Source organism: Mangrovimicrobium sediminis, from assembly GCF_004745945.1.
Classification (GTDB): Bacteria; Pseudomonadota; Gammaproteobacteria; order Pseudomonadales; family Halieaceae; genus Mangrovimicrobium; species Mangrovimicrobium sediminis.
The window spans coordinates 134872-154114 of record NZ_SRLE01000006.1 but is presented as its reverse complement, the minus strand read 5'-3'; the positions used below and the strand labels follow the sequence as shown (position 1 = coordinate 154114).

Genomic DNA, 19243 nt, shown 5'->3' with positions numbered 1-19243 from the left:
TGCGTGTCTCCAAAAATACGCGGGTTATTAATTCTTACCAGGTCCAGGTTTGCCACAGGCCCTGGCGGTAGCATTCGATGCCCTGGTCATCGATCCGGGCCAGGTGCAGCCACTGGTGATCGAGCAGGTTCCTGACCATTTCGTGGCTGTCGATGACCTGTTCGATCAGGTGGCGGGGGGCCTCGATGACCACGGTCAGGCGCAGCGGCTCATGCCGCCAGTCCGAGCCGTCGTGAACCGACTGCCGGGCGAGGCCGATACGCAGGTCGCCGCCATTGCCTTCGAACACCCCGATACGCCCGCCGACCACGTTGTGCAGGATCTTGTTGCCGCTGCCGTAGCGCCGGTTGTCCACGGTGGAAGCGTAGTACTGCATGTTGATCCAGTGGGTGACAATCATGGGTGCGGTCATGATCTGCTCCAGCAGGCGGCCGTCGGGGTCGCGGCGAGGATCGTAGTCATGCAGGAAGCTGCGCCCGCCGAGGTCGACATCGCGGGTGCGCGACCTCGGCGCAACGATAAATGCGGCGTTGTTGGCCAGCCCCCACTCGGGGCGGGTTTGTGCCCAGTCGTTGGCCAGGCGCCGTACCGCCTTTTCCAGCTTGCTGGGGTGATCCGCCAGCTGTTGCAGCCCGAGCGATGGCGCGCGTTCCCTGCGCGCGGCGCAGCCGGCGGCACGCAGCTGCTGTCGCAGCTGTGCCAGGGCCTCGGTGTGGCAGGCCGGAGCCAGCCCGGTGTCGAACAGTTCGATGTCATCGGTAGTGGTGTTGTGCAGGCCGGCCACAAACCAGGTTGTGTCGGGAATGGACCTGCCGTTCCCGGCCAGTTCGGCACGCACTGCGCTGTCGTTGAGCAGGTCCGCCAGGGCACGGGCATTGATGTCACCGGCCTGTCCACAGCAGGCGCCGCAGTCCAGGCCGGCGCGCTGCGGGTTGTTGCGGGTCTGGCTGCCGTGCCCGACCAACAGCACCAGCGGCGCCAGGTTGCCGGACAGGCCCATGTTGTCCAGCACCCGGGACGCCATCTCAGCCTGTTCAGCCACGTTGTCGCCCAGGGCGGTCTTCAGGCTGGGACGCAGCCGGCCGGTGTCGGCCGCACCAAGCTGTGGTGTATCACTGGCAGTGCGCCCGGCGGTGCCCGGTAAACTGTCTTTTATCAACTTGGCGGCATAGCCCAGCCCCAGTGTCTCCACCAGGGTGAAGGCCGACGCGGGCAGGGACCGGAAAGGCCGCCAGCCGGCCTGGCGTTGCAGATGAGCCTGTCGCGCTTTCACAACTTGTTGGTCGATGCCGGGGTCACCGCTGCTTTCCGAAATGTGCAGGGCCGGTGCCAGCAGCCCGGGCAGCTGGGGTCTGGAAGCCTGGGTGCCCAGCGGCGCATAGGCGATGGGCAGGCCGAAGAAGCCGGCAAAGCCGAGCGTCTGGATGCCGCCGGACTGGGCTTCCAGGTGGCGGCGGATCACCTCCGAGCGCACATCGATACAAAACACCGCCTGTACCTGCGTACTCGCCGTCGCGGGAGCAGTCACCGCGTTCCCGAGCTGCTGGAAAAGCCGGTCCTGGTAGCTGATTTCTTGCGCGCGTTGCCACAGCAGGCGCACCTGCAGGTTGTTCTCCCCGGTGTCATGGAAGTGGTCGTTCCAGGCCCGCTGCCAGCGATGCCAGACCGATCCGGGTTCGCGTTCGCCGTCGTCGACCAGGCATTCCCAGCCCAGGCGGATGGCCAGCAGGTCGACCAGGGTGTGGTCGTCGCCGCCCGCCAGTCGGGCCTGCCAACGCTGGTACGCGCACCATGCCGCCCAGCCGCTGAGCCGCATGATCACGCTCTGCAGATACTGCTGCCACTGCTGCGGGGCCACGCCCAACTGCAGGAGCGCGGCCTCCACCTGTGCCTCGGGAGTGTCCTGCAGCGTCCTTGCCCTGGCGGCGATGCGCGGGTTTTTCATCAGCAGCGACACGCTGTGATCCCGGGTCAGGCTGTCGCGCCAACTGGCGTAGAGCGGGCGCTCGCGCCCAGGATGCCAGTCCGCCTGGTCGCGGTCGAAGTAGGCGGCGCAGAACTGTGCGACCTGGTGGGTGATGGTGTCGCACCATGCGGGCTCGTGGTGCAGGTCCCGCTCGGCGTCGAGAATACTGCTCAGCAAGGGCGCGTGCACCGGCGCTGGCGGTGCAGCGTGCAGCGCACCGAGCAAATCGCGCACGGTCAGTGACGAGCGGCTTTCCCGTACGGCCTTTTTCAGGTCTTTTTTCGTGATATGGCCGCGCTCCAGCTGCTCCCGGTAGTAGGCCAGCGGCATGGTCAGGCTGGAGCCGGCGATTTTTTCCAGGGCGTTGCAGGCCTGGTCGAACGGTTGGTCGATGCGTTCCCAGTAGGGGCTGACGGCAATCATGCGATCCAGCGGCCAGGTGGGTGCGATGCGCTCGCAGGCCGCATCGATGGCCTCGAGTACGCTTTGCGTGTCGATAATTGCGCGGGTCGCCGGTGCGTTCATGGCATCTCTCCGAGTTCAGTGGGGTGAGGGTTGCCCGGGCTGCTCGCCCGCAGCGGCTGCAGTCGGGCCGGCCACAGCCGGAAGGTCAGCCGGGTGAAGGTTTCATCGAGGTAGAAGCCGCAGTAGGCCCAGGGGTACAGGGCGCTGGACACCCGCCCCTGGGGGTAAAGGCGCAGCCATACCTGCAGGCCGTACAGCAGGCCGATGCTGGCGACAGCCCAGGTGACCATCCAGCCGGCGCCTGCCACTGCCGCCGGGGCGAGATCGGCGAACAGCAGATGCCAGAGCGCATACAGTTGCGAGAGGCCGATAACCCCGAGTACGCCGCGAGCGATCTGCACAGGTGAGGCGTCCTGCTCGAACCACAGCAGGGGTGCCAGTCCCAGGGCCACGATCAACGACGCGGCCAGGGGCAGGTGGAAACCGGGCACCAGGTACTGCCAGGCGCTCGCCGAGCCGGCCACCAGCGCTGCGCTGGCGATAAGCGCGGTGGGATACCACAGCAACGAGCGGCGTTTTTGGACAGGTGTCACGAAATCATTGCTCCGGGATTCGGCCACGGTCTCCCCCGCATTCAGGAAGGCGTATGCCTTGTACAGCGAATGCGCGACCAGGTGCAGCAGCGCCAGTTCATACATGCCCAGCCCGACTTCCATCAGCATGAAGCCCATCTGGGCACAGGTGGACCACGCCAGGCGCACCTTGATCGAGATCCGCGTCATCATCACCAGGCCGGCCAGCAGGGCGGTGAGGCTGCCGGCGATCACCAGCATCGCCTGGGCAACAGGCGCGGCGGAGACCAGGTCGGACAGGCGAATGAGGACAAAGCCGCCGATGTTCACCACGCCCGCGTGCAGCAGGGCGGACACCGGCGTCGGCGCCTCCATGACCTGTATCAGCCAGCCGTGCAGGGGCAACTGGGCAGACCTGAGAATGGCCGCCAGTGCAAACAGCGCCGCCGCCCAGTGCATCGCGGCGCTCAACCCCGGGGTGCTGCCGAGGTGGGCGGCCAGGCCGTCCAGGGTCAGGGTGCCGGCGCTGCTCCAGACCAGCACCAGGGCTACCAGCAGGCACAGGTCGGCCAGGCGGCTGGCGATGAATTTCTTGTGCGCCACGATCTGCGCGGCCTTGCGCTCGCGGTAGTAGGTGAGCAGGAAATGCAGGCCGACACTGGTGCCGCTCCAGGCCAGTACGATCACCGCCAGGTGACGACTCACCACCAGCAGGCTGACGCATGCGATGGTGAACAGCATGGCCCGGATGAAGCGCGTCTGCTCGGGCTCCCCCTGCAGGTAGCGCGCCGCATAGTTCACGATCACCCAGCCCAGTAACGCCACCAGCAGGGCGAGGGTCAGTGCCAGCCGGTCGCGCTCGGAAGGATAGAACTGTGCGCCAATGGCGCTGCCGACAACAGCAATCATCGTTGCCAGGAGTGCCAGCCCCGCCGTGGTCCTGGCCACCTGCCACTGGTTTTGCGTGGGGCCGAATGCGGCCAGCAGGCCGAGGCAGTACAGCAAGGGTAGTGACCATGCGCTAAAAGGGTCTGGCATAAAGTCTCCGCAGGGGGTGTCAGGTTGGTGTTGCTGTGACCGGGAGTCGCGGAGATCTTGCTGTGTGGTCGGTATTTTGTAAAATATATGGTTTGGAATATAACGTTCTTTAGAAGAGAATAATTGCGTGCGCAATCTTAACTTCCGCCACCTGTTTTACTTCTGGACGGTCGCCAAGGAGGGCCACCTGACCCGGGCCGCCGGCCAGCTCCACGTCTCCCAGTCGGCGCTTTCAACGCAGATCCGGCTGCTCGAGGAGCAACTGGGACACGAGTTGTTCACCCGCGACGGGCGTGTGCTGCGCCTCACGGAGGTGGGTCACCTGGTCCTCGAATATGCCGAGAGCATCTTCAACCTCGGCAGCGAGATGCTGGCCCTGGTGGAAAGCGGAGAACTGCAGCGGGTGCAGCGTCTGCGCATCGGCGCGGTCGCCACGCTGTCGCGGAATTTCCAGGAGAACTTCCTGAAGCCGGTGATCGGCCAGGACGGGGTGAAGCTGGAGATCAAGTCCGCCAGCCTCGAGGAGTTGCTGGAGCAACTGAAGGTCCACAAGTTGGACCTGATCCTGTCCAACCGCCCGGTGGCGTCGGAGGCGGTCACACCCTGGCGGTGCCAGCGCATCGCCCAGCAAAGTGTCTGCCTGGTCGGCCCCCCCGGGCCCGTCGCCGCGGCATTTCGTTTTCCCGAGGACCTCGCGGAGGCGGAACTGCTGCTGCCGGGCACCAGCAGCGAGATCCGCAGCCAGTTCGACCTGGTGTGCGAAGAACTGGGTATCGAACCGAAAATCGTTGCGGAAGTGGACGATATGGCGATGTTGCGCCTGCTGGCCCGGGACTCCGGCGGCGTCGCCGTGGTGCCGGAGGTGGTCGTGCAGGACGAACTGGGCAACGGCGCCCTGGAGCGCTATGCCGTGCTGGACAATGTGGTTGAGAGTTTTTACGCAATCACGGCCAAGCGGCATTTCGAGTTGCCCGCGATCAAGGCGCTGCTCGCGCGCAAGCCGGTCGATGCCTGAGTGAGTGGGGCGAAGCGGCGTAGTGAGGCCCGTTAGATGCGGCGACCATACCTGCGCCAACGCGCTTCGCGACCCGCGAATCGGTCGGGCAGATCTGGCACGGTCTACACTGTTGGCGAGAGCAGGCGGGTGAGCTGGTCCCCGGGTTGTGACACACTGCCTGATTCGGCACATTGCCCGGCATCGGACGAGACGCGCGTCACATAATTTCTCGAGGTTAGCTGAAGTCGGCCGCTTTTTTTCCGATAGTACTACTACGGGTAGATATCCGGTGCGGTGGCTCCGGATCCCGTATGCTCGGTCAGGGTTCGACCGGCTTGATGGGTACGATTGATGCGCGGGTGGTGTACGGATACGTCACGCGCTGGCGGGTCCCGGCCCTGGAATCTGCCTGAGCCAAACGTGGCTGACATCCCGGTGCGGGATGCGGTCGCCAGCGGTGACGACCCGATTGAATACGGCATGATGCCAGAGATCGAATGAAGCTGACCTACACTGGAACCAGCAACGCGCTGGACAAGCATCCGGAACTGAAACGGCAGTTTCACCTGGATTTTGCCATGCGGGCGCGCAGCGGTATGGGTATGTACCTGGCGGTGTGGCTGATCTCTGCCCTGTGGGGCGGTGTACACCAGTCGTCGCCGGTGTTCTTCTATGGCAACACTGCAATCTTTGTCGCGCTGTCGCTGCTGCGCCTGTCGAACTACCTTAAAACCCTGAAGAGCGACGACGCAGCTGAATCCGACAGGCTGCACCGGGTGCTGGTGGCGCTGCTGCTGGTGGGTGCGCTGCACTGGGGGGTGACTTCGGCGTGGATCTCATCGAGCGGCTACTTCCCCGAATTGCATTACCTGTACATGATCGTTCTCGCCGCGTTCGCGATTGGCGGCACTGCGGTGCTGAGTATTTCGCGTCCCGTCGGCATCGCCTACCCCCTGCTTATTTTCCTGCCCTCGCTACTGGTGATGTTCGCCAGCGACAGCGAGGAAAATGTGCTCCTCGCGGCACTGGCCCTGTTCTCGGTGGTGTACGTGCTGGAGGCCTCGCGGATCACGCGCAACGACTACTGGGAGTCGGTGAAGAACCACAACATCGCCGAGGAACGGGCACAGCAACTGGAGCAACTCAGCATTACCGACCGTCTGACCGGGCTGAGCAACCGCATGCACTTCGACGAGCGGTTCGAGGAGGAGTGGAAGCGCTGCCAGCGCAGCCAGCTCGCGCTCAGTATCCTGATGATCGACCTCGATCACTTCAAGCAGATCAACGATACCTACGGGCACGTGGCCGGGGACGAGTGCCTGCGCAAGGTGGCGGCGGTGCTGAAGACGGAGGTGCGGCGGGTGACCGACGTGGTGGCGCGCTACGGCGGCGAGGAGTTCGTGGCCATGCTGCCCGACACCAGCTACGACTCAGCCGCGCGAGTGGCGCAGAGCCTGGTGCAGCGCATCGGCCAGACCAGCCCGACATGGCACGGCCAGAAAATACCGCTGAGTTGTTCGATCGGCGTGGCCTGTGTTGTTCCAGAGATGAACATGGACAAGCAGGCCCTGCTGATGGCCGCCGACAGCGGCCTCTACGAGGCCAAGAAAAGTGGCAGGAATCGCTACATCCTGGCGAACCTGGCCCAGGCTGGCGGGGCGAGTGCCGGGCTGCAACCGGGTTCCGGGCTGTCGCTACACTGACAGCCCGGGCACGGGTATCTCAGCCGGCCTTCATCATCAGGCGGCCTTCATCTTCAGCCGTACCGGCAGGCTCTTCAGGCCGCGCAGGATGACCAGGCTCTCGCTGTAATCAAGGTCGTCCTCGGCGACGGCGAGTTCCACCGACTCCACCGAATTCACAAACTGCCGGATGGCAGCCTTGACCTCGTTGCGCGCCAGCATGGCGCCCAGGCACAGGTGTACGCCGGTGCCGAAGGCCAGGTGCTGCGCCGAGGTGGTGCGGTCGATGTCGAACACGTCGGGATTCTCGAACCGCTCCGGGTCGCGGTTGCCCGAGGCCCAGCACAGGAACACCAGTGAATCCCTGGCGATCGCCTTGCCGCCGATCTCGGTATCTTCTGTCGCCACCCGCGGCAGTGCCGGCACCGGGGTGTAGAAGCGCAGGGTCTCTTCACAGAACGCGGCGATATCCTTCTCCTGGTTCTCGGACTCCTGCAGCCGCTTGAACAGCTCGGGGCGGGTGGCCAGGGTGTACAGGGCGTAGGCGATGGTGTTGCGGGTGGTATCCACGCCGCCGGCGATGGATACCGAGACGATGGAGATCAGCTCCTTCTCGGTCAGCTGCTCCTCGGGGGGCAGGTCTGCGCCGGAGTGCACCACCTGGGAGATCAGGTCACCGCGGTGCTCCTTGCGGCGCTCCTCGATGGCCTCGCGCGCGAACTGCTGCAGCTGCATGACGTTGTCGGCGTGCTGGAAGGCCTCCTCGCGGTTGGCCCCGGCGCCGGCGCGGGCGACCATGGAGTAGGCGGCACGGCTGACTTCTGCGGTGCGGTCCAGGGGCAGGCCCAGGGCGTCGCAGATCACGTTGAGCGGAACCGGGACGGCGTAGGACTTGAGCAGGTCGACTTCGCCGCCGTCGGCGAAGGTGGCCATCTGCTCGCGGCACAGTTCGGCCACGCGGTCGGCCATGGCCGCCACCGCGTGCGCGGTAAAGGCGTGGGAGACCAGCTTGCGGCGGCGCTTGTGCAGGTCGCCGTCGACCTTGAAGCTGTCCGACGGGTCCAGCAGGTAGAAACCCTTGCTCTCGATGTAGGCGTTGGCCTCGTCCTGGTAGGGCGAGCGCACCTTGTCTGACACCCGCATCTCGTCCGAAAACACCACCGTATTGCGCGCCGTGGCGACGATATCGTCGTAGCGGGTCACCAGCCATGCGCCGAGTTGCTCGTCCCAGTGGACGGGGTCTTCGCTGCGCAGCCGGGCGTAGTATTCGTAGGGATCCTGGGCAATGCCCGGATCAGTGACAGTCATTTCACTAAGCGCTTTCATCGTTTACCGGTCTTCTCTTGTTTCCAGCGGGCTTGGGTTTCCAGCGGGCGCGAGCCTGCTCAACTGGAGGTTAAACGCCCATAATTTAAAGGGAAATTACCCCCAAGGATATGACAGCAGGTGTATTTTTATTAACACTCCGTGCATCCCCCTGGGGGGCATTCGGATCCTGGCGGGCCCTTGGTGAGTTGTGTCGCGCCGCAGGACCTCCGCCACAGTGGCTGGCGCGGCGGCGACTGGGGTAAAATCCGCGCTTTTCGGATCGGCAATCGTTATGGGCAGAGCATACCAGAACCGCAAGGTCTCCATGGCCAAGACCTCGGACCAGAAGGCCCGAGTCTACAGCAAGCACGCGCGTGTCATCTACGTGACGGCGAAACAGGGCGGGGTCGACCCCGCCGGCAACCTGGCCCTGCGCAGTGCCATCGAGCGCGCCAAGCGCGACCAGGTGCCCACCCACGTGATCGACAAGGCCATCGACAAGGCCCAGGGCAGCGCCGGCGAGGATTTCGCCGCCGCCCGCTACGAGGGGTTCGGCCCCGGCGGCTGCATGGTGATCGTCGACTGCCTCACCGACAACCCCAACCGCACCATCGGCGACGTGCGCCAGTGCTTCACCAAGACCAAGTGCAAGCTGGGCACGCCGGGCAGCGTCAGCCACTCCTTCGATCACTGTGCCATTTTCGTCTTCCCGGGAGAGGACGACGAGGCTGTGCTGGAGGCGCTGATGCTGGCGGACGTGGAAGTGGACGACATCGAGTGTGAGGACGGCAACATCACCGTGTTCGCCCCGGCCACCGAATTCGCCCGAGTGCGCACGGCGCTCAACGATGCCTTCGGCGAGATCGAGTTCGAGGTGGAGGAGATCCAGTTCGTGCCCAAGGATACCGCGCCGATACCCGCCGACGACGAGCCGATGTTCGAGAAGTTTCTGGACATGCTCAACGACGTCGAGGATGTGCAGAAGGTCTACCACAACGTCGGCTAGCGGCGTTGTGCGGCCGGCTCAGTTGGCGAAGGGCGTGCCGACATCCGGTCGTTCTCCCTGGCCGGTGACCCAGCGGTAAACCTCCACCATCTGCCGCGCCTTGGCCGGCCAGGTGAATTTTTCCAGCACCCGGTTGCGGGCCTGTTCGCCCATCGGGCGGATCTGCTCCGGGTGCGCGACCAGATGCTCCAGCGCGGCCCGCGTCCCCGCCACCAGTTGTTCGCGGCTCTCGAAGGGAATCTTGAAACCGGTGGATTCGGTGACCAGCTCCGCCGGGCCGGCGTAATCCGCGACCACCGGCACCAGTCCCAGCGACATGGCCTCCAGCACCACGCCGCCGCCGAACTCGCGCACGCTGGGAAAGCCCAGCACGTCTGAACGCAGCAGCCGCGCCTGCAGATCGCGGTGCTCCACCCAGCCCTCGGCGGCGATACCGTCGCCCAGCCCCAGTGCCTCGATCTGTGCCAGGACCGCAGGTCGCTCGGGACCATCGCCGATCAGGTCGAGCTTGAGTTTGCCGGCCCGGACCAGGTCGGCGCTGGCCTCGATCAGCATGTCCAGGCCCTTGTAGGGGACGAAGCGGCCGACGAAGGCGACCGACAGCGGCGAGCTCACCGGGCCGCTGCGCGGCGTGCCGAAGCGCGCCTCGTCGATGGCGTTTTCGGGAATATAGACCGAGCGCTCGCGCGCTTCAGGGGCAAGCTGCGACTGGGTGGCGATGGAGCCGGCGACGATGCACGCGCTGTCGCGCTGGGTGCTGGCGTAGCCGGGCATGAGCTTGTAGGCGTTGCGCACGTAGGTGAGCCACTCGCCCTCGCGCCGCAGCACGTCCTCGAAGCCCTTCGGCCAGGGCACACCGCCATTGATCGGCCCCCACACGAACGGCACCCCGGCGCGTTTGCAGCGCGCCGCGAGGCGGCTGGGAATGGTCGGGCTGAGCGGTGTGAGGCGGTGCACCACATCCCACTCCCCAGCCTTGATGCGCTTGCCGAACAGCTTCCACAGGCGGTGTTCGAAGTAGTAGTAGGGAATGGCCTGCATGGCGGTGTCGAACTGCCAGCCGAGACCGGTGACCTTGCGAATGAAGGACATGACCCGGTGCATCGGCGCGGCGACCACCTCGCTGTCGATGGCGGTGAAGTCCTCGCCCTCGACCAGCCCGGCACGCGCGATGGCGTCGCTGTTGCGCACCTGGGTGACCAGGTGGGCGTCGACCTCGTCGAGCAGTGCGCGCGCATGCGACCAGCCTACCAGCGGTACGCTCACCCACTCGGGGTTGGCCGCTTCGGCGATCAGTAACACTCGGATTTTCTTCATCTTGCAGCGAGTATAAACCTGCCGGTGGTGGCCGGCTGTTACCCGGGTGGGTAGCCGCGGTTGCGGGGCTTCGCCCGGCGCTGCCGGAGCGCGTTGTGCGCACGGCTGGCGCGGGCCGCCAGGTTGGGGATAATGCGAGCTTTCGCCGGGCGGCGCGGGCAGTAGCACTGACCGACATAGACGCCCGTCTCGCCGTAGCACGATGTTGCTGGAGATACAGGATGGATCGGACAACGCTGGTCAGGGGCGCGGTATTTACCGCGTCAGTGCGCGACCTCGGTGGCAGCGGCCACGCGGTTGTCGAGCATCCCAGCGGCCAGGTGGTGTTCGTGCCCGGGGCCTGGCCGGGGGAGGTGGTCCAGGTACGCGTCACCGAGGTAAAGAGCCGGTTTGCCCGGGGCGTGTTGCTGGCTGTCGAGCAGCCTGGCGCACCGCGACGTACGCCGCCCTGCGCCTACCACGGCAATGACGCGCGGCACTGCGGTGGCTGCCCCTGGCAGTTCGTGGCATATCCCGCCCAATGCGTGGCCAAGCAGCAGCGCGTCGTCGCTGAACTGGCGCGGTTGGGCATCGGCGAGGACATCGTACAGCCGATCATCCCCAGCGACAGCGAACTGGGGTACCGCAACCGCGCCCAGTTGCGCAGCGACGGTCGCCGGCTCGGCTTTCTCGCCGAGGGCGGGCGCGAACTGGTGGATGTCGAATCCTGTCCCGTGCTGGATGCCGCGACGGCGGCCCACCTGGCCGAGTTGCGGGCAGCGCTGCCGGCGAAGCAGTGGCGCCCGGCCCGGCGCGGGCAGTGGACGCGTATCGATATCGACGGTGAACTGGGCGTGTCGGTAAACGCGCGCCTGCCTTTTCGCCAGGGCAACAATGCCCAGAATACGCGCATGCGCGCCTGGCTCGCTGAGCGGCTGACGCCTCTGGCCGGCGGCGGCAAGGCACTGGAACTGTTCGCCGGTTCGGGCAACTTCACCCGGGTGCTGGCGCAGGCGGGGTTCGACAGCATCGTCGCCGTCGAGGCGGTGGCCGCCGCGACCAGCGCACTGGCGGCGCTCGGCCTGCCGGGGGTGTCCGTCGTGCAACAGGACCTCTACGCCGCCGACGCCTATGGCCCGCTACTGCGCGCCCACGGCGACGCCCGCCTGTTGCTGCTGGACCCGCCGCGCGATGGCCTGCAGGCGGCGCCGGCGCTGTTCGGTGCGCGCTCTGCCCTGCGCGACGTGCTGTACGTGTCCTGCGACCTGGCCACGTTCTGCCGCGACGTACGCGTGATGCAGGAGGCGGGCTTTGTCGCCGAAGTGGTGCAGCCGCTGGACCTGTTTCCGCAAACGCCCCACGTGGAATTGCTCGCGCATTTTTCGCGCGCCTGAGCGGATCAATCGACGGGTTTGTTGTGGGTTTTGGTCGTGGGTATTTGCCGTGGGTATTGCTGCTCAGTCGCCAGGGGACTCGCCGATAACCCGCGCCGGAATACCGGCAACGGTCAGGCCGTCGGCGACGTCGCGGGTGACCACCGCGTTGGCGCCGATGCGCACGTCGTTCCCGATGTGGAGCTTGCCCAGCACCTTGGCGCCGGCGCCGATGTCCACATGGTCGCCCAGCTGCGGTCCACCGGCCAGGGTGACCTGCTGGAAGATGAGGCAGTTGATCCCCACGCGGGAGTCCGGGTGGATGACGATGCCATTGGGATGGGGGATCAGCAGGCCGCCGCCTATATTGCAGGACAGGTCGATTTCAGCGCCGCTGACCGCGCTCCAGAAGCGGTGGCGTAGCACGCAGAGGATGCTGCGTAACCGGCGCAACGGACCGCCGTTGTCGCGGATGCGCTGGTAGTCGCGGATGGACTTGAGCAGCTTGCGCCCCGGGTCCCAGAAACGGGTGGGCGTCTCCCGCGACCAGATGGGCGAGGTCCAGTCCACGTTGTCCCCGCTCTCGCGCTCGTTGTCGGCGTCCATGGCGTTCCTTTTCTGTGCGTGTACAGCGCGGTGTCCGGTTTCACCGCGCTCTGTAGCGTGTCCCCGGCAGCCCCTGTTCAGTCCGGTACGTACTGTGGCAGCAAGGGGTACATCTGTTCAAGGAAGTCGACCAGGTCACGCTCGCTGCTGGCAACACTCCCCTGCACTGGCATGCGCAGGCGCACGATGGCGCCGTCGGTGCGATTGCGCGTGATCGAGTCGCGCAGCAGGGCCAGCTTCATGGCGTACTCGTTGGACAAATCCTGCCCGCGCTGGCGGAACCAGTAGTAGACGATCTGCTGCTCCTGGCCGTGGGCGATCAGCAGCCGGGTCACTTTCAACTGGCCGCCGCCGGGCATGGGCAGGGTCTCCAGGGTCATCTCGCTGATCTCCCAGCCGGCGCCCGGCAGGCAGGCCTTGGGCGAGTGCGGTTCGAAGCCGCGGCGCTGCGAGGCGGTGTAGCCGATATACAGGCCCAGCGCCTGGTCGCCCCGGGTGTACTCCGCGAGCAGGTAGTCGCTGAGCCCGAGCATTTCGTCCTCGTTATTGGCAAACGGGAAGCGCCTGCCGGACCAGCCATCGATGTGCATGGGGAACAACACGAAATCCACACGCGGGCGCGGCTGTTCATCGGAGCGCACGAAAATCACACACAGAACGGCCATGACCGCAATGATGCCAGTGGCGGCGAGCGCCGGTGCGAGATTGAACCGGCATCCCGCCTGTGCCGCGGGCAGCGGCGGCACGGCGGGCAGCGCGCTGAGCGAGCGCATGACGCCGCCCTCCACGCCGCGCAGCGTGTTGAACAGCTTTACCTCGAGCAACAACAGCAGCACGCAGGAAAGAAAAATCACCCAGCCCTCGAAATAGTGCAGGAAGCCGTCGGCGGCCTCGCTGTCCACGTACTTGACCAGCACGCCGACGATGGCGATGCGCAGGCTGTTCATCAGGATGCTGATCGGGATCGTCGAGACCAGCAGCATCAGGCGCGCGGCGAGCGGCGCCTGGTAGAGGAATGCCATCAACAGCCCGATGACAATCAGCGGGTACATGTAGTTGAGGCCGCTGCAGGCCTCGACCACCTGCAGCTTGTAGAACCCCAGGTCGATGAGATTGCCCTCCAGAAAGACGGTGACGCCCAGCCCGCGCAGGAAGCGCGCACCGAGGTCGGAGGAGAGCAGTTGCATGCGGCCGGAGAGCAGCACGTCGAGCATGTAGGGCAGGGGGACGGTCATGAACAGCAGCAGCAGGGGAATGGCGACGATGCGCGCGCGCGCGCCGAACAGGGTCCAGAAAAAGCCGATCAGGACCAGCACCAGGCCGTACTGGATGAGCGACCAGATGGCGCTGACCACACCCACCAGCAGCACGCAGGAAGCGGCGGCCACCAGGGCCACGCCCACCCAGGCACCGGGATTGCCGGGGCCAAAATGGGCGCGGCGGATCCAGATCAGGTACAGCGCGAGTAACTGCACCAGCGGGACGTGGCTGTAGCGCGGTTCGCCGATGCGTTCCGCCCATACCGCGACCGCATCCCGGCACAGCACCGCGAGCGCCACGGCGAGTGCGAGCGACATCACGAAGCGCAAGCCAACGGAATCCATTCGGGTCATCTTCGGGTCCGGCTAGGGTGGGTCAATGGCGAGGCACTGGCATGGCGAGGTGATTGCATGGCAAGGCGATGGCATATTGAAGCCGTATCATAGGGGATTGCCGCTGTGCAGGCGATTGGCAGGAGCGGGCTATTGCCGTGCGGCGCCAGGTCTACCGTTACCTGCCCATCGGCCATTCGCTCAATGTTGCCCATGACTAGCTTTTGTGGACCCCAGGGGCATGGCTTTAGCCCTTAGGGGCCATTGTGAGCCCGCGGGTGGAACGATACCTTGGCAGGTAAGGCATGGAGTAAACATGAGGCAGGGACAATGGTTGCTAGTTTAATGCGCGGTTGCAGGGTGATTGCCGGTGTACGGCGGTCTTTGGTGCGCGCTGCGCTGTTGAGCATCGCGCTGTGTGGCTTCGCGGCCCCCGGCCAGGCGGCAACGCTGGATGCCATGCTGACGCTGTCTCCCGGCGATAGCACCTATCTCTGGTCAGTTGAGAGTTCCTACCTGCGCCCCGGTGACTACGTCGGCATCACCATCGACGGCGGCGCCGATACCTCGACCACGATCATGAATATCTTCGGCTTCGACATCCTGGCCTGGGAATCTGTCGACATCGTCTACAGCCTAGCCGCCATCGATTCCGTGAATAATTTCAGCGACCCCACCGCCCTGACCTGGTTTACGTCCTCGGTGAACAGCCTCACCGCGTCGCTGATGGCCGGGATGGATTACATCCTGAGCATCCAGTGCGTCGGCGATTGCCTGCTGGCCAAGATCAAGACCCACATCGATGTTGACGCGGTGCCGCTGCCGGCGGCGGTCTGGTTGTTCGCCTCCGTACTGGCCGGGTTCGCCATGTTCAGGAAGCGCCAGGCGGCCTGAGCTTCAGCAGTTTTCCAGAACGCCGGCCTTGCGCCGGCGTTTTTATTTGTGCGCTTGCCGGGTACCACCACCTGATCTAGTCGTTCACGTTGGCCGGAAAAATCGCTACATGCCGCCGCGCGGCTGGGCGCGGACGATGGCTGTGCGGGAGTGCTGTATGGGAGCGGGGTGGCAGACACCCGGATGACTGGTGCGTAGGAGGCTTGAAGCGTCGGTCGAAAGGGAAAGCCCCTCTAAAGGAGGCTCAATACGGGACTCAGATGCGCAGGTACAGCCGCGGCAGTCCGAGCGCATTGCCCAGGTAGCGCCGCCCCAGTCGCATCGGGTCCTGGATCAGGCGGTAGAACCACTCCAGGTGCAGGGTCTGCATCAGCTGCGGTGCGCGCTTCTCCGAACCCACCAGGAACAGGATGGAAGCGCCGACGCACAGCGCCACCCCGTCGATTGCCTCGCTACTGCGTAGGCGCTGCGCCAGCAACTCCTGCTGCGGCGAACCCACCGCGAGGAAGATGAAGCTCGCACCGCTGGCCACGGTGTAGTCCACCGCCGCCTGGATTTCCCGCTCGTCCCTGATGAAGCCCATGGGAGGGTTGTAGTGATCGATATTCAGGTGGCAGTAGATCCCGCGCAGGGTGGCGATGGTACTGTCTTCGCCGCCGATGATCAGCAAGCGGTCATTGGCGGAAAACTCGTCGTCAAACAGCTTTGCCGTCAGCGTGCTGCCCGGTACGACCGTGGGAATGATCTTGCCTTTCAGGCGTAGCAGTTTCTGCAGGATGCGGCTGTCGCACAGGCACAGTTGTGCGCTGGCGTAGATTTTGCGCAGCAGGCCGGTGTCGTTCGACAGGCGCACCATGTGATCGATATTCGGCGTGATGACGATGTCGAGTCCGGGACTGCGGCTCAGGTAGCGCACCTGTGCCACAGACTCGTCCATGTCCAGGCTGTGAAAGTTCAGCAGCCGGGTTTCAACAATCCTCTGCTTGTCGATAGCGCTCGGTCCTCACCCAGGTTTTTTGCCGGCCAAACAGGAAGCTGGCGTAAATCTGCAGTTTTCCGCACAGGTATTCTGCGATCCCCAGGAGGTCGCGGAAGCCAATGATTTCACGCGCCACACGGTGCCAGGCGAGCGACAAACTCAACCCAAGTGCCAGCCAGATCGCCACTGCAAATGCAGCCCATCCAAGCCAGCCGGTGAGAAGCGTTGCCAGCACGGACAATGAACCATGCACTGCTACGAGCAGGACCAGCAGTGTCAGTGGCGGAACCGAAAGGTCCGCCAGCAGTCCGGCCGCCGCGCCATTGCGCCGCAACAGTGCTTTGCCCAGCAGTGGCGGAATAACGAAAAGAATCGTCTGCATGTGGCCGTGCTCCCAGCGCGAGCGCTGGCTGGTGCGCGCGCTGGCCTGGTCGGGGAAATCGCTGCATACCGTGGCCGAGGGCAGGAACAGGGGCGCGGTTCCCTGCATGGCCAGGGCCAGGCCCAGCGACATGTCTTCGACGATGTCATCCGAGGCGATCTGCGCGTTGGCGATCTGCGACCAGGGAAACGCCATACCCGTCCCCATCAATTGGCAGGGCATGCCCAGGTAGCGCATGCCCAGTGGCCGGAGGAAATTCTTGATGCGCCAGGCGAAGTGATCGACCTTGCGTGTGGTTCCCTCATCGCCGCGCACGCGCATGGCATAGTGGGCCTGAACCGGGCGTCCGCTGTTCAGTGCCGCCTCTGCCAGTGCTGGCAGGTCCGCAGCTGCGGCGAACTGGCAGTCAGCGTCGAACACAACGACCACGTCCGGTGCCTGTGCGGCCAGATGACGTAGTCCGCAGTCGAGCGCAAAACCCTTGCCGCGCAGATCAGTGTTGAAACGTTCGATGACTTCTGCGCCGGCAGCGCGTGCGATGGCCGCCGTCGCGTCGCTGCAGTTGTCCGCAACTACCACGATGCGTCCGCGGCTATCCAGGGATTCGTTCAGCGCATCCAGGGTGGCGCCGATGACTTTGGCTTCGTCGTGAGCGGGTATCAATACCGCGTAGCTGCAATGTACGTTTTTGTCTGCATCCGTAGGTTCCGCAGCCAGTTGCGAGATCGAGTCCCCGCGCTGACAGGCGCGCAGTGCAGCCAGAATCTGCAGCGCGAAAATAGCCACCCAGGCTGCGAGCAACGCAGTGAACAGGCCAAGTAGAATGTTGATTATCATTTGTAGGCCTCCAAATAGCTTGCGAGGGTTTGCGCCTCGCGCTGCGCATCGTGATCGGCCAGCACGCGGCTGCGACCGACCTCGCCCATCTGTGAACACTGCTCGTCCGGCGCTGCCAGCACCGCTTCCAGGGCCTGGCGCAGGCGCTCCCGGCTGCCCGCGGGCACCAGCCAGCCGCTGCGCCCTTCCTCGACCAGTTCGGGGATGCCGGCGATGTAGGTGGTCAGTACCGGCTTGCCCAGCGCCATCGCCTCCATCAGCACCACCGGCAGTCCCTCGGCGAAGCTGGGCAGAACCAGCGCCTTGGATTGTTCGATGCAGGTTTTCACCTGGGCAGAGGAGATCCAGCCGGTAATGGCGACGACGTCCTGCAACTGGTATTCGGCAATTGCACGTTCGATCTCGGGACGCATCGGGCCATCGCCCGCCAGCACCAGGCGGAACTGGTGTCCGGCGCTGACCAGTTCGCGCACGGCGTCGATGAGTAACAGCTGTCCCTTCTGTTCGCACAGGCGACCGACGCAGGTGAGTACCGGTACCTGTTCCTCGTCGTTGGCGGCTTCGCGCAGTGGCGTTGCGCGCAGGAAATCCTCGTCCAGCCCGCAGTGCACGATCTTGATCTTGTCCCAGTGGGTGTGTTCCACCAGTCGATACAACTGGCTGCGGCAGAAGGAGGTGATGGCGACGGTGAAACTGGACTGGCGGATTTTCTCCGGCAGGGCGATGAACTGCGCCTTGTCGAATTCCTCGGGACCATGCACGGTGAAGCTGTAGGCGCAGCCGCCCATGGTGCGCGCGAGCATGGCGATGGTGGTCGAGTTGGTGCCGAAGTGGGCGTGGACATGCTCCACCTCCGCCTCGCGACACCACTGCACCAGCACCGCGGCCTCGAGGAAATATGCCAGGTGCAGCAGGACGCCGCGCTCCGAACCCCAGCCGATGCGACAGGCGTCGATGAAAGCCCGGAGGGTCGCCAGCGGCGCGCTGCGCACGCAGGCGAACAGGCTGCGCGCGAACTGGCCGGGGCCGCCACTGAGTATGTAGCGAGTGCGCTCGCGCTCTGCGATGTCCTGGGCATCCACCACGTCGGCCGCATCCGAGCGCAGGGCGAAGCGCGAGACGCTGTGCCCCAGTGACTCGAGGGCGAGAATCTCCCGCCGGATGAAGCTGTGGCTGGCCTTGGGATACTGGTTGACGAGGTAGGCGAGTTTCATGGCGTTACTTGTACTCGATGATCCTGAACTCGCCGCGCTGCAGGCGCGTGCGCAGGTATTTCGCCGCGCCGGCGAGTTGGGCAAACTTGCCCAGCAGCAGGAACAGGGCGTGGCAGGCGATCACACGGCGCGGGAATTGCGGTGCGCGCCGGCGCTCGCTGCGGTAGATCTTCAGCCACATGAGCGGGTAGGCCAGCAGCAGGAGGCCGGCGAGCAGCGGTTGCCAGAATGCCAGCGCGACAACCAGCAGGGGTATGCCCAGCCCCCAGGCCAGCAGGCTGCGTATTTCCCGGTGGTAGTAGCGTTCATCGGAAGCGCCGTGCAGGGCGAAGCCCTGGGCATAGGCGTGGCCGCAGCGCACCGAGCGCTGCCAATACTGGCCAAAGCGATGCATGTCGGCGTCGTGCGCGGTCATGGCGTGGTCCAGCCGCTGTATGGACCAGCCCGCGCTGCGCAGGCGGAAACACATCTCCGGTTCCTCGCCGGCGATGACCGCCGGGTCGAAACCGCCGACGGCCTCGAAGGCCTGGCGACGAGCGATGAAGTCGCCACCGCAGGCGGCGGCCTCGCCTATCGGCGTATCCCACTCCAGGTCGCACAGCTGGTTGTAGAGGCTGGCCTCGGGGTGCAGTTCGCGGCGCCTGCCGCAGGTGATGGCGAGTTGCGGGTCGTGCGCGAAGGCGGCCAGGGCGGTTTCGACCCAGCCCGGCTCGATACTGCAGTCGCCGTCCAGGAAAATGATGTACTCGGTGTCGGGCGCTATTTGCAGCAGGCGCGCAAAGCCCTCGTTGCGCGCGCGCCCGGCGGTGAACGGCGTGGACAGGTTGAGTTCCACGACCTCGAGGCCGTTTTGCTGCGCCAGTTCGACACTGTCGTCGGTGGAACTTGAGTCGACATACACCTTCGGCGCGTCGATGCCGGCCAGCGACTCCACGCAGCGGCGGAAGCGCTCACCCTCGTTGCGACCTATGGCTACCACGCCGATTGCCGCGGGTTGCGGCGCGCTCTGGGGCGGAGTGGAAAGTTGGGCACAGGC

The 19243-nt window shown here is 65.2% G+C and carries 15 protein-coding genes; 5 read left to right on the top strand and 10 right to left on the bottom strand.

The window, feature by feature from the left end; all coding sequences use genetic code 11:
• Positions 1–34: 34 nt before the first annotated feature.
• Positions 35–2491 (bottom strand): YbcC family protein, encoded by a 2457-nt coding sequence (locus tag E4634_RS07510; RefSeq protein WP_135442401.1) that lies wholly within the window; start codon positions 2489–2491, stop codon positions 35–37.
• Positions 2488–4041, bottom strand: coding sequence for an NADH-quinone oxidoreductase subunit L (locus tag E4634_RS07505; RefSeq protein WP_135442399.1), 1554 nt, complete (start codon positions 4039–4041; stop codon positions 2488–2490). Before E4634_RS07505 ends, E4634_RS07510 begins: the two co-directional genes overlap by 4 nt.
• Before the next feature lie 127 nt (positions 4042–4168).
• On the opposite strand from E4634_RS07505, the gene E4634_RS07500 reads away from it, so the two are divergent.
• Both E4634_RS07500 and E4634_RS07495 read left to right on the top strand, forming a co-directional pair.
• A complete protein-coding gene (locus E4634_RS07500) occupies positions 4169–5056 on the top strand; it encodes a LysR substrate-binding domain-containing protein (protein WP_135442397.1) in 888 nt (295 codons plus the stop codon).
• A 479-nt stretch (positions 5057–5535) separates the two neighbouring features.
• Positions 5536–6741, top strand: coding sequence for a GGDEF domain-containing protein (locus tag E4634_RS07495; protein ID WP_135442395.1), 1206 nt, complete (start codon positions 5536–5538; stop codon positions 6739–6741).
• A 36-nt stretch (positions 6742–6777) separates the two neighbouring features.
• Here the strand turns inward: E4634_RS07495 and E4634_RS07490 are convergent, their stop codons facing one another.
• Positions 6778–8028 (bottom strand): cytochrome P450, encoded by a 1251-nt coding sequence (locus E4634_RS07490; RefSeq protein ID WP_167854813.1) that lies wholly within the window; start codon positions 8026–8028, stop codon positions 6778–6780.
• 292 nt (positions 8029–8320) lie between these two features.
• Between E4634_RS07490 and E4634_RS07485 the strand changes: the two genes are divergently transcribed.
• The gene (locus E4634_RS07485) at positions 8321–9034 is read left to right on the top strand and encodes a YebC/PmpR family DNA-binding transcriptional regulator (protein ID WP_135442391.1); all 714 of its coding nucleotides are present in this window, start codon (positions 8321–8323) and stop codon (positions 9032–9034) included.
• Positions 9035–9052: 18 nt separating this feature from the next.
• Here E4634_RS07485 and E4634_RS07480 read toward each other — a convergent pair whose 3' ends face one another.
• Positions 9053–10336: a glycosyltransferase family 4 protein gene (locus E4634_RS07480; protein WP_206046827.1), complete on the bottom strand. Its 1284-nt coding sequence runs from the start codon at positions 10334–10336 to the stop codon at positions 9053–9055.
• Between the two features lie 236 nt (positions 10337–10572).
• Here E4634_RS07480 and E4634_RS07475 point away from each other — a divergent pair, with 236 nt between their 5' ends.
• Complete coding sequence (locus tag E4634_RS07475) at positions 10573–11724, top strand: class I SAM-dependent RNA methyltransferase (protein WP_135442387.1); 1152 nt, start codon at positions 10573–10575, stop codon at positions 11722–11724.
• 63 nt (positions 11725–11787) lie between these two features.
• Here the strand turns inward: E4634_RS07475 and E4634_RS07470 are convergent, their stop codons facing one another.
• Both E4634_RS07470 and xrtD read right to left on the bottom strand, forming a co-directional pair.
• Positions 11788–12309 carry a serine O-acetyltransferase gene (locus tag E4634_RS07470; protein ID WP_135442385.1) on the bottom strand — a complete coding sequence of 174 codons (522 nt, stop codon included), beginning with the start codon at positions 12307–12309 and terminating at the stop codon, positions 11788–11790.
• Between the two features lie 77 nt (positions 12310–12386).
• Positions 12387–13913: a VPLPA-CTERM-specific exosortase XrtD gene (gene xrtD, locus E4634_RS07465; protein ID WP_206046826.1), complete on the bottom strand. Its 1527-nt coding sequence runs from the start codon at positions 13911–13913 to the stop codon at positions 12387–12389.
• A 375-nt stretch (positions 13914–14288) separates the two neighbouring features.
• Here xrtD and E4634_RS07460 point away from each other — a divergent pair, with 375 nt between their 5' ends.
• Positions 14289–14795 carry a VPLPA-CTERM sorting domain-containing protein gene (locus E4634_RS07460; RefSeq protein ID WP_135442381.1) on the top strand — a complete coding sequence of 169 codons (507 nt, stop codon included), beginning with the start codon at positions 14289–14291 and terminating at the stop codon, positions 14793–14795.
• A 256-nt stretch (positions 14796–15051) separates the two neighbouring features.
• On the opposite strand, the gene E4634_RS07455 is transcribed toward E4634_RS07460, so the two are convergent.
• The 4 genes from E4634_RS07455 to E4634_RS07440 are packed head-to-tail and all read right to left on the bottom strand — an operon-like array spanning position 15052 to position 19186.
• Positions 15052–15753 carry a WecB/TagA/CpsF family glycosyltransferase gene (locus E4634_RS07455; RefSeq protein ID WP_491844333.1) on the bottom strand — a complete coding sequence of 234 codons (702 nt, stop codon included), beginning with the start codon at positions 15751–15753 and terminating at the stop codon, positions 15052–15054.
• Between the two features lie 10 nt (positions 15754–15763).
• A complete protein-coding gene (locus E4634_RS07450) occupies positions 15764–16993 on the bottom strand; it encodes a glycosyltransferase family 2 protein (protein WP_135442377.1) in 1230 nt (409 codons plus the stop codon).
• Positions 16990–18207, bottom strand: coding sequence for a glycosyltransferase family 4 protein (locus E4634_RS07445; RefSeq protein ID WP_135442375.1), 1218 nt, complete (start codon positions 18205–18207; stop codon positions 16990–16992). Before E4634_RS07445 ends, E4634_RS07450 begins: the two co-directional genes overlap by 4 nt.
• A gap of 4 nt (positions 18208–18211) precedes the next feature.
• The gene (locus E4634_RS07440; protein ID WP_206046825.1) at positions 18212–19186 is read right to left on the bottom strand and encodes a glycosyltransferase family 2 protein; all 975 of its coding nucleotides are present in this window, start codon (positions 19184–19186) and stop codon (positions 18212–18214) included.
• Positions 19187–19243: the final 57 nt, after the last annotated feature.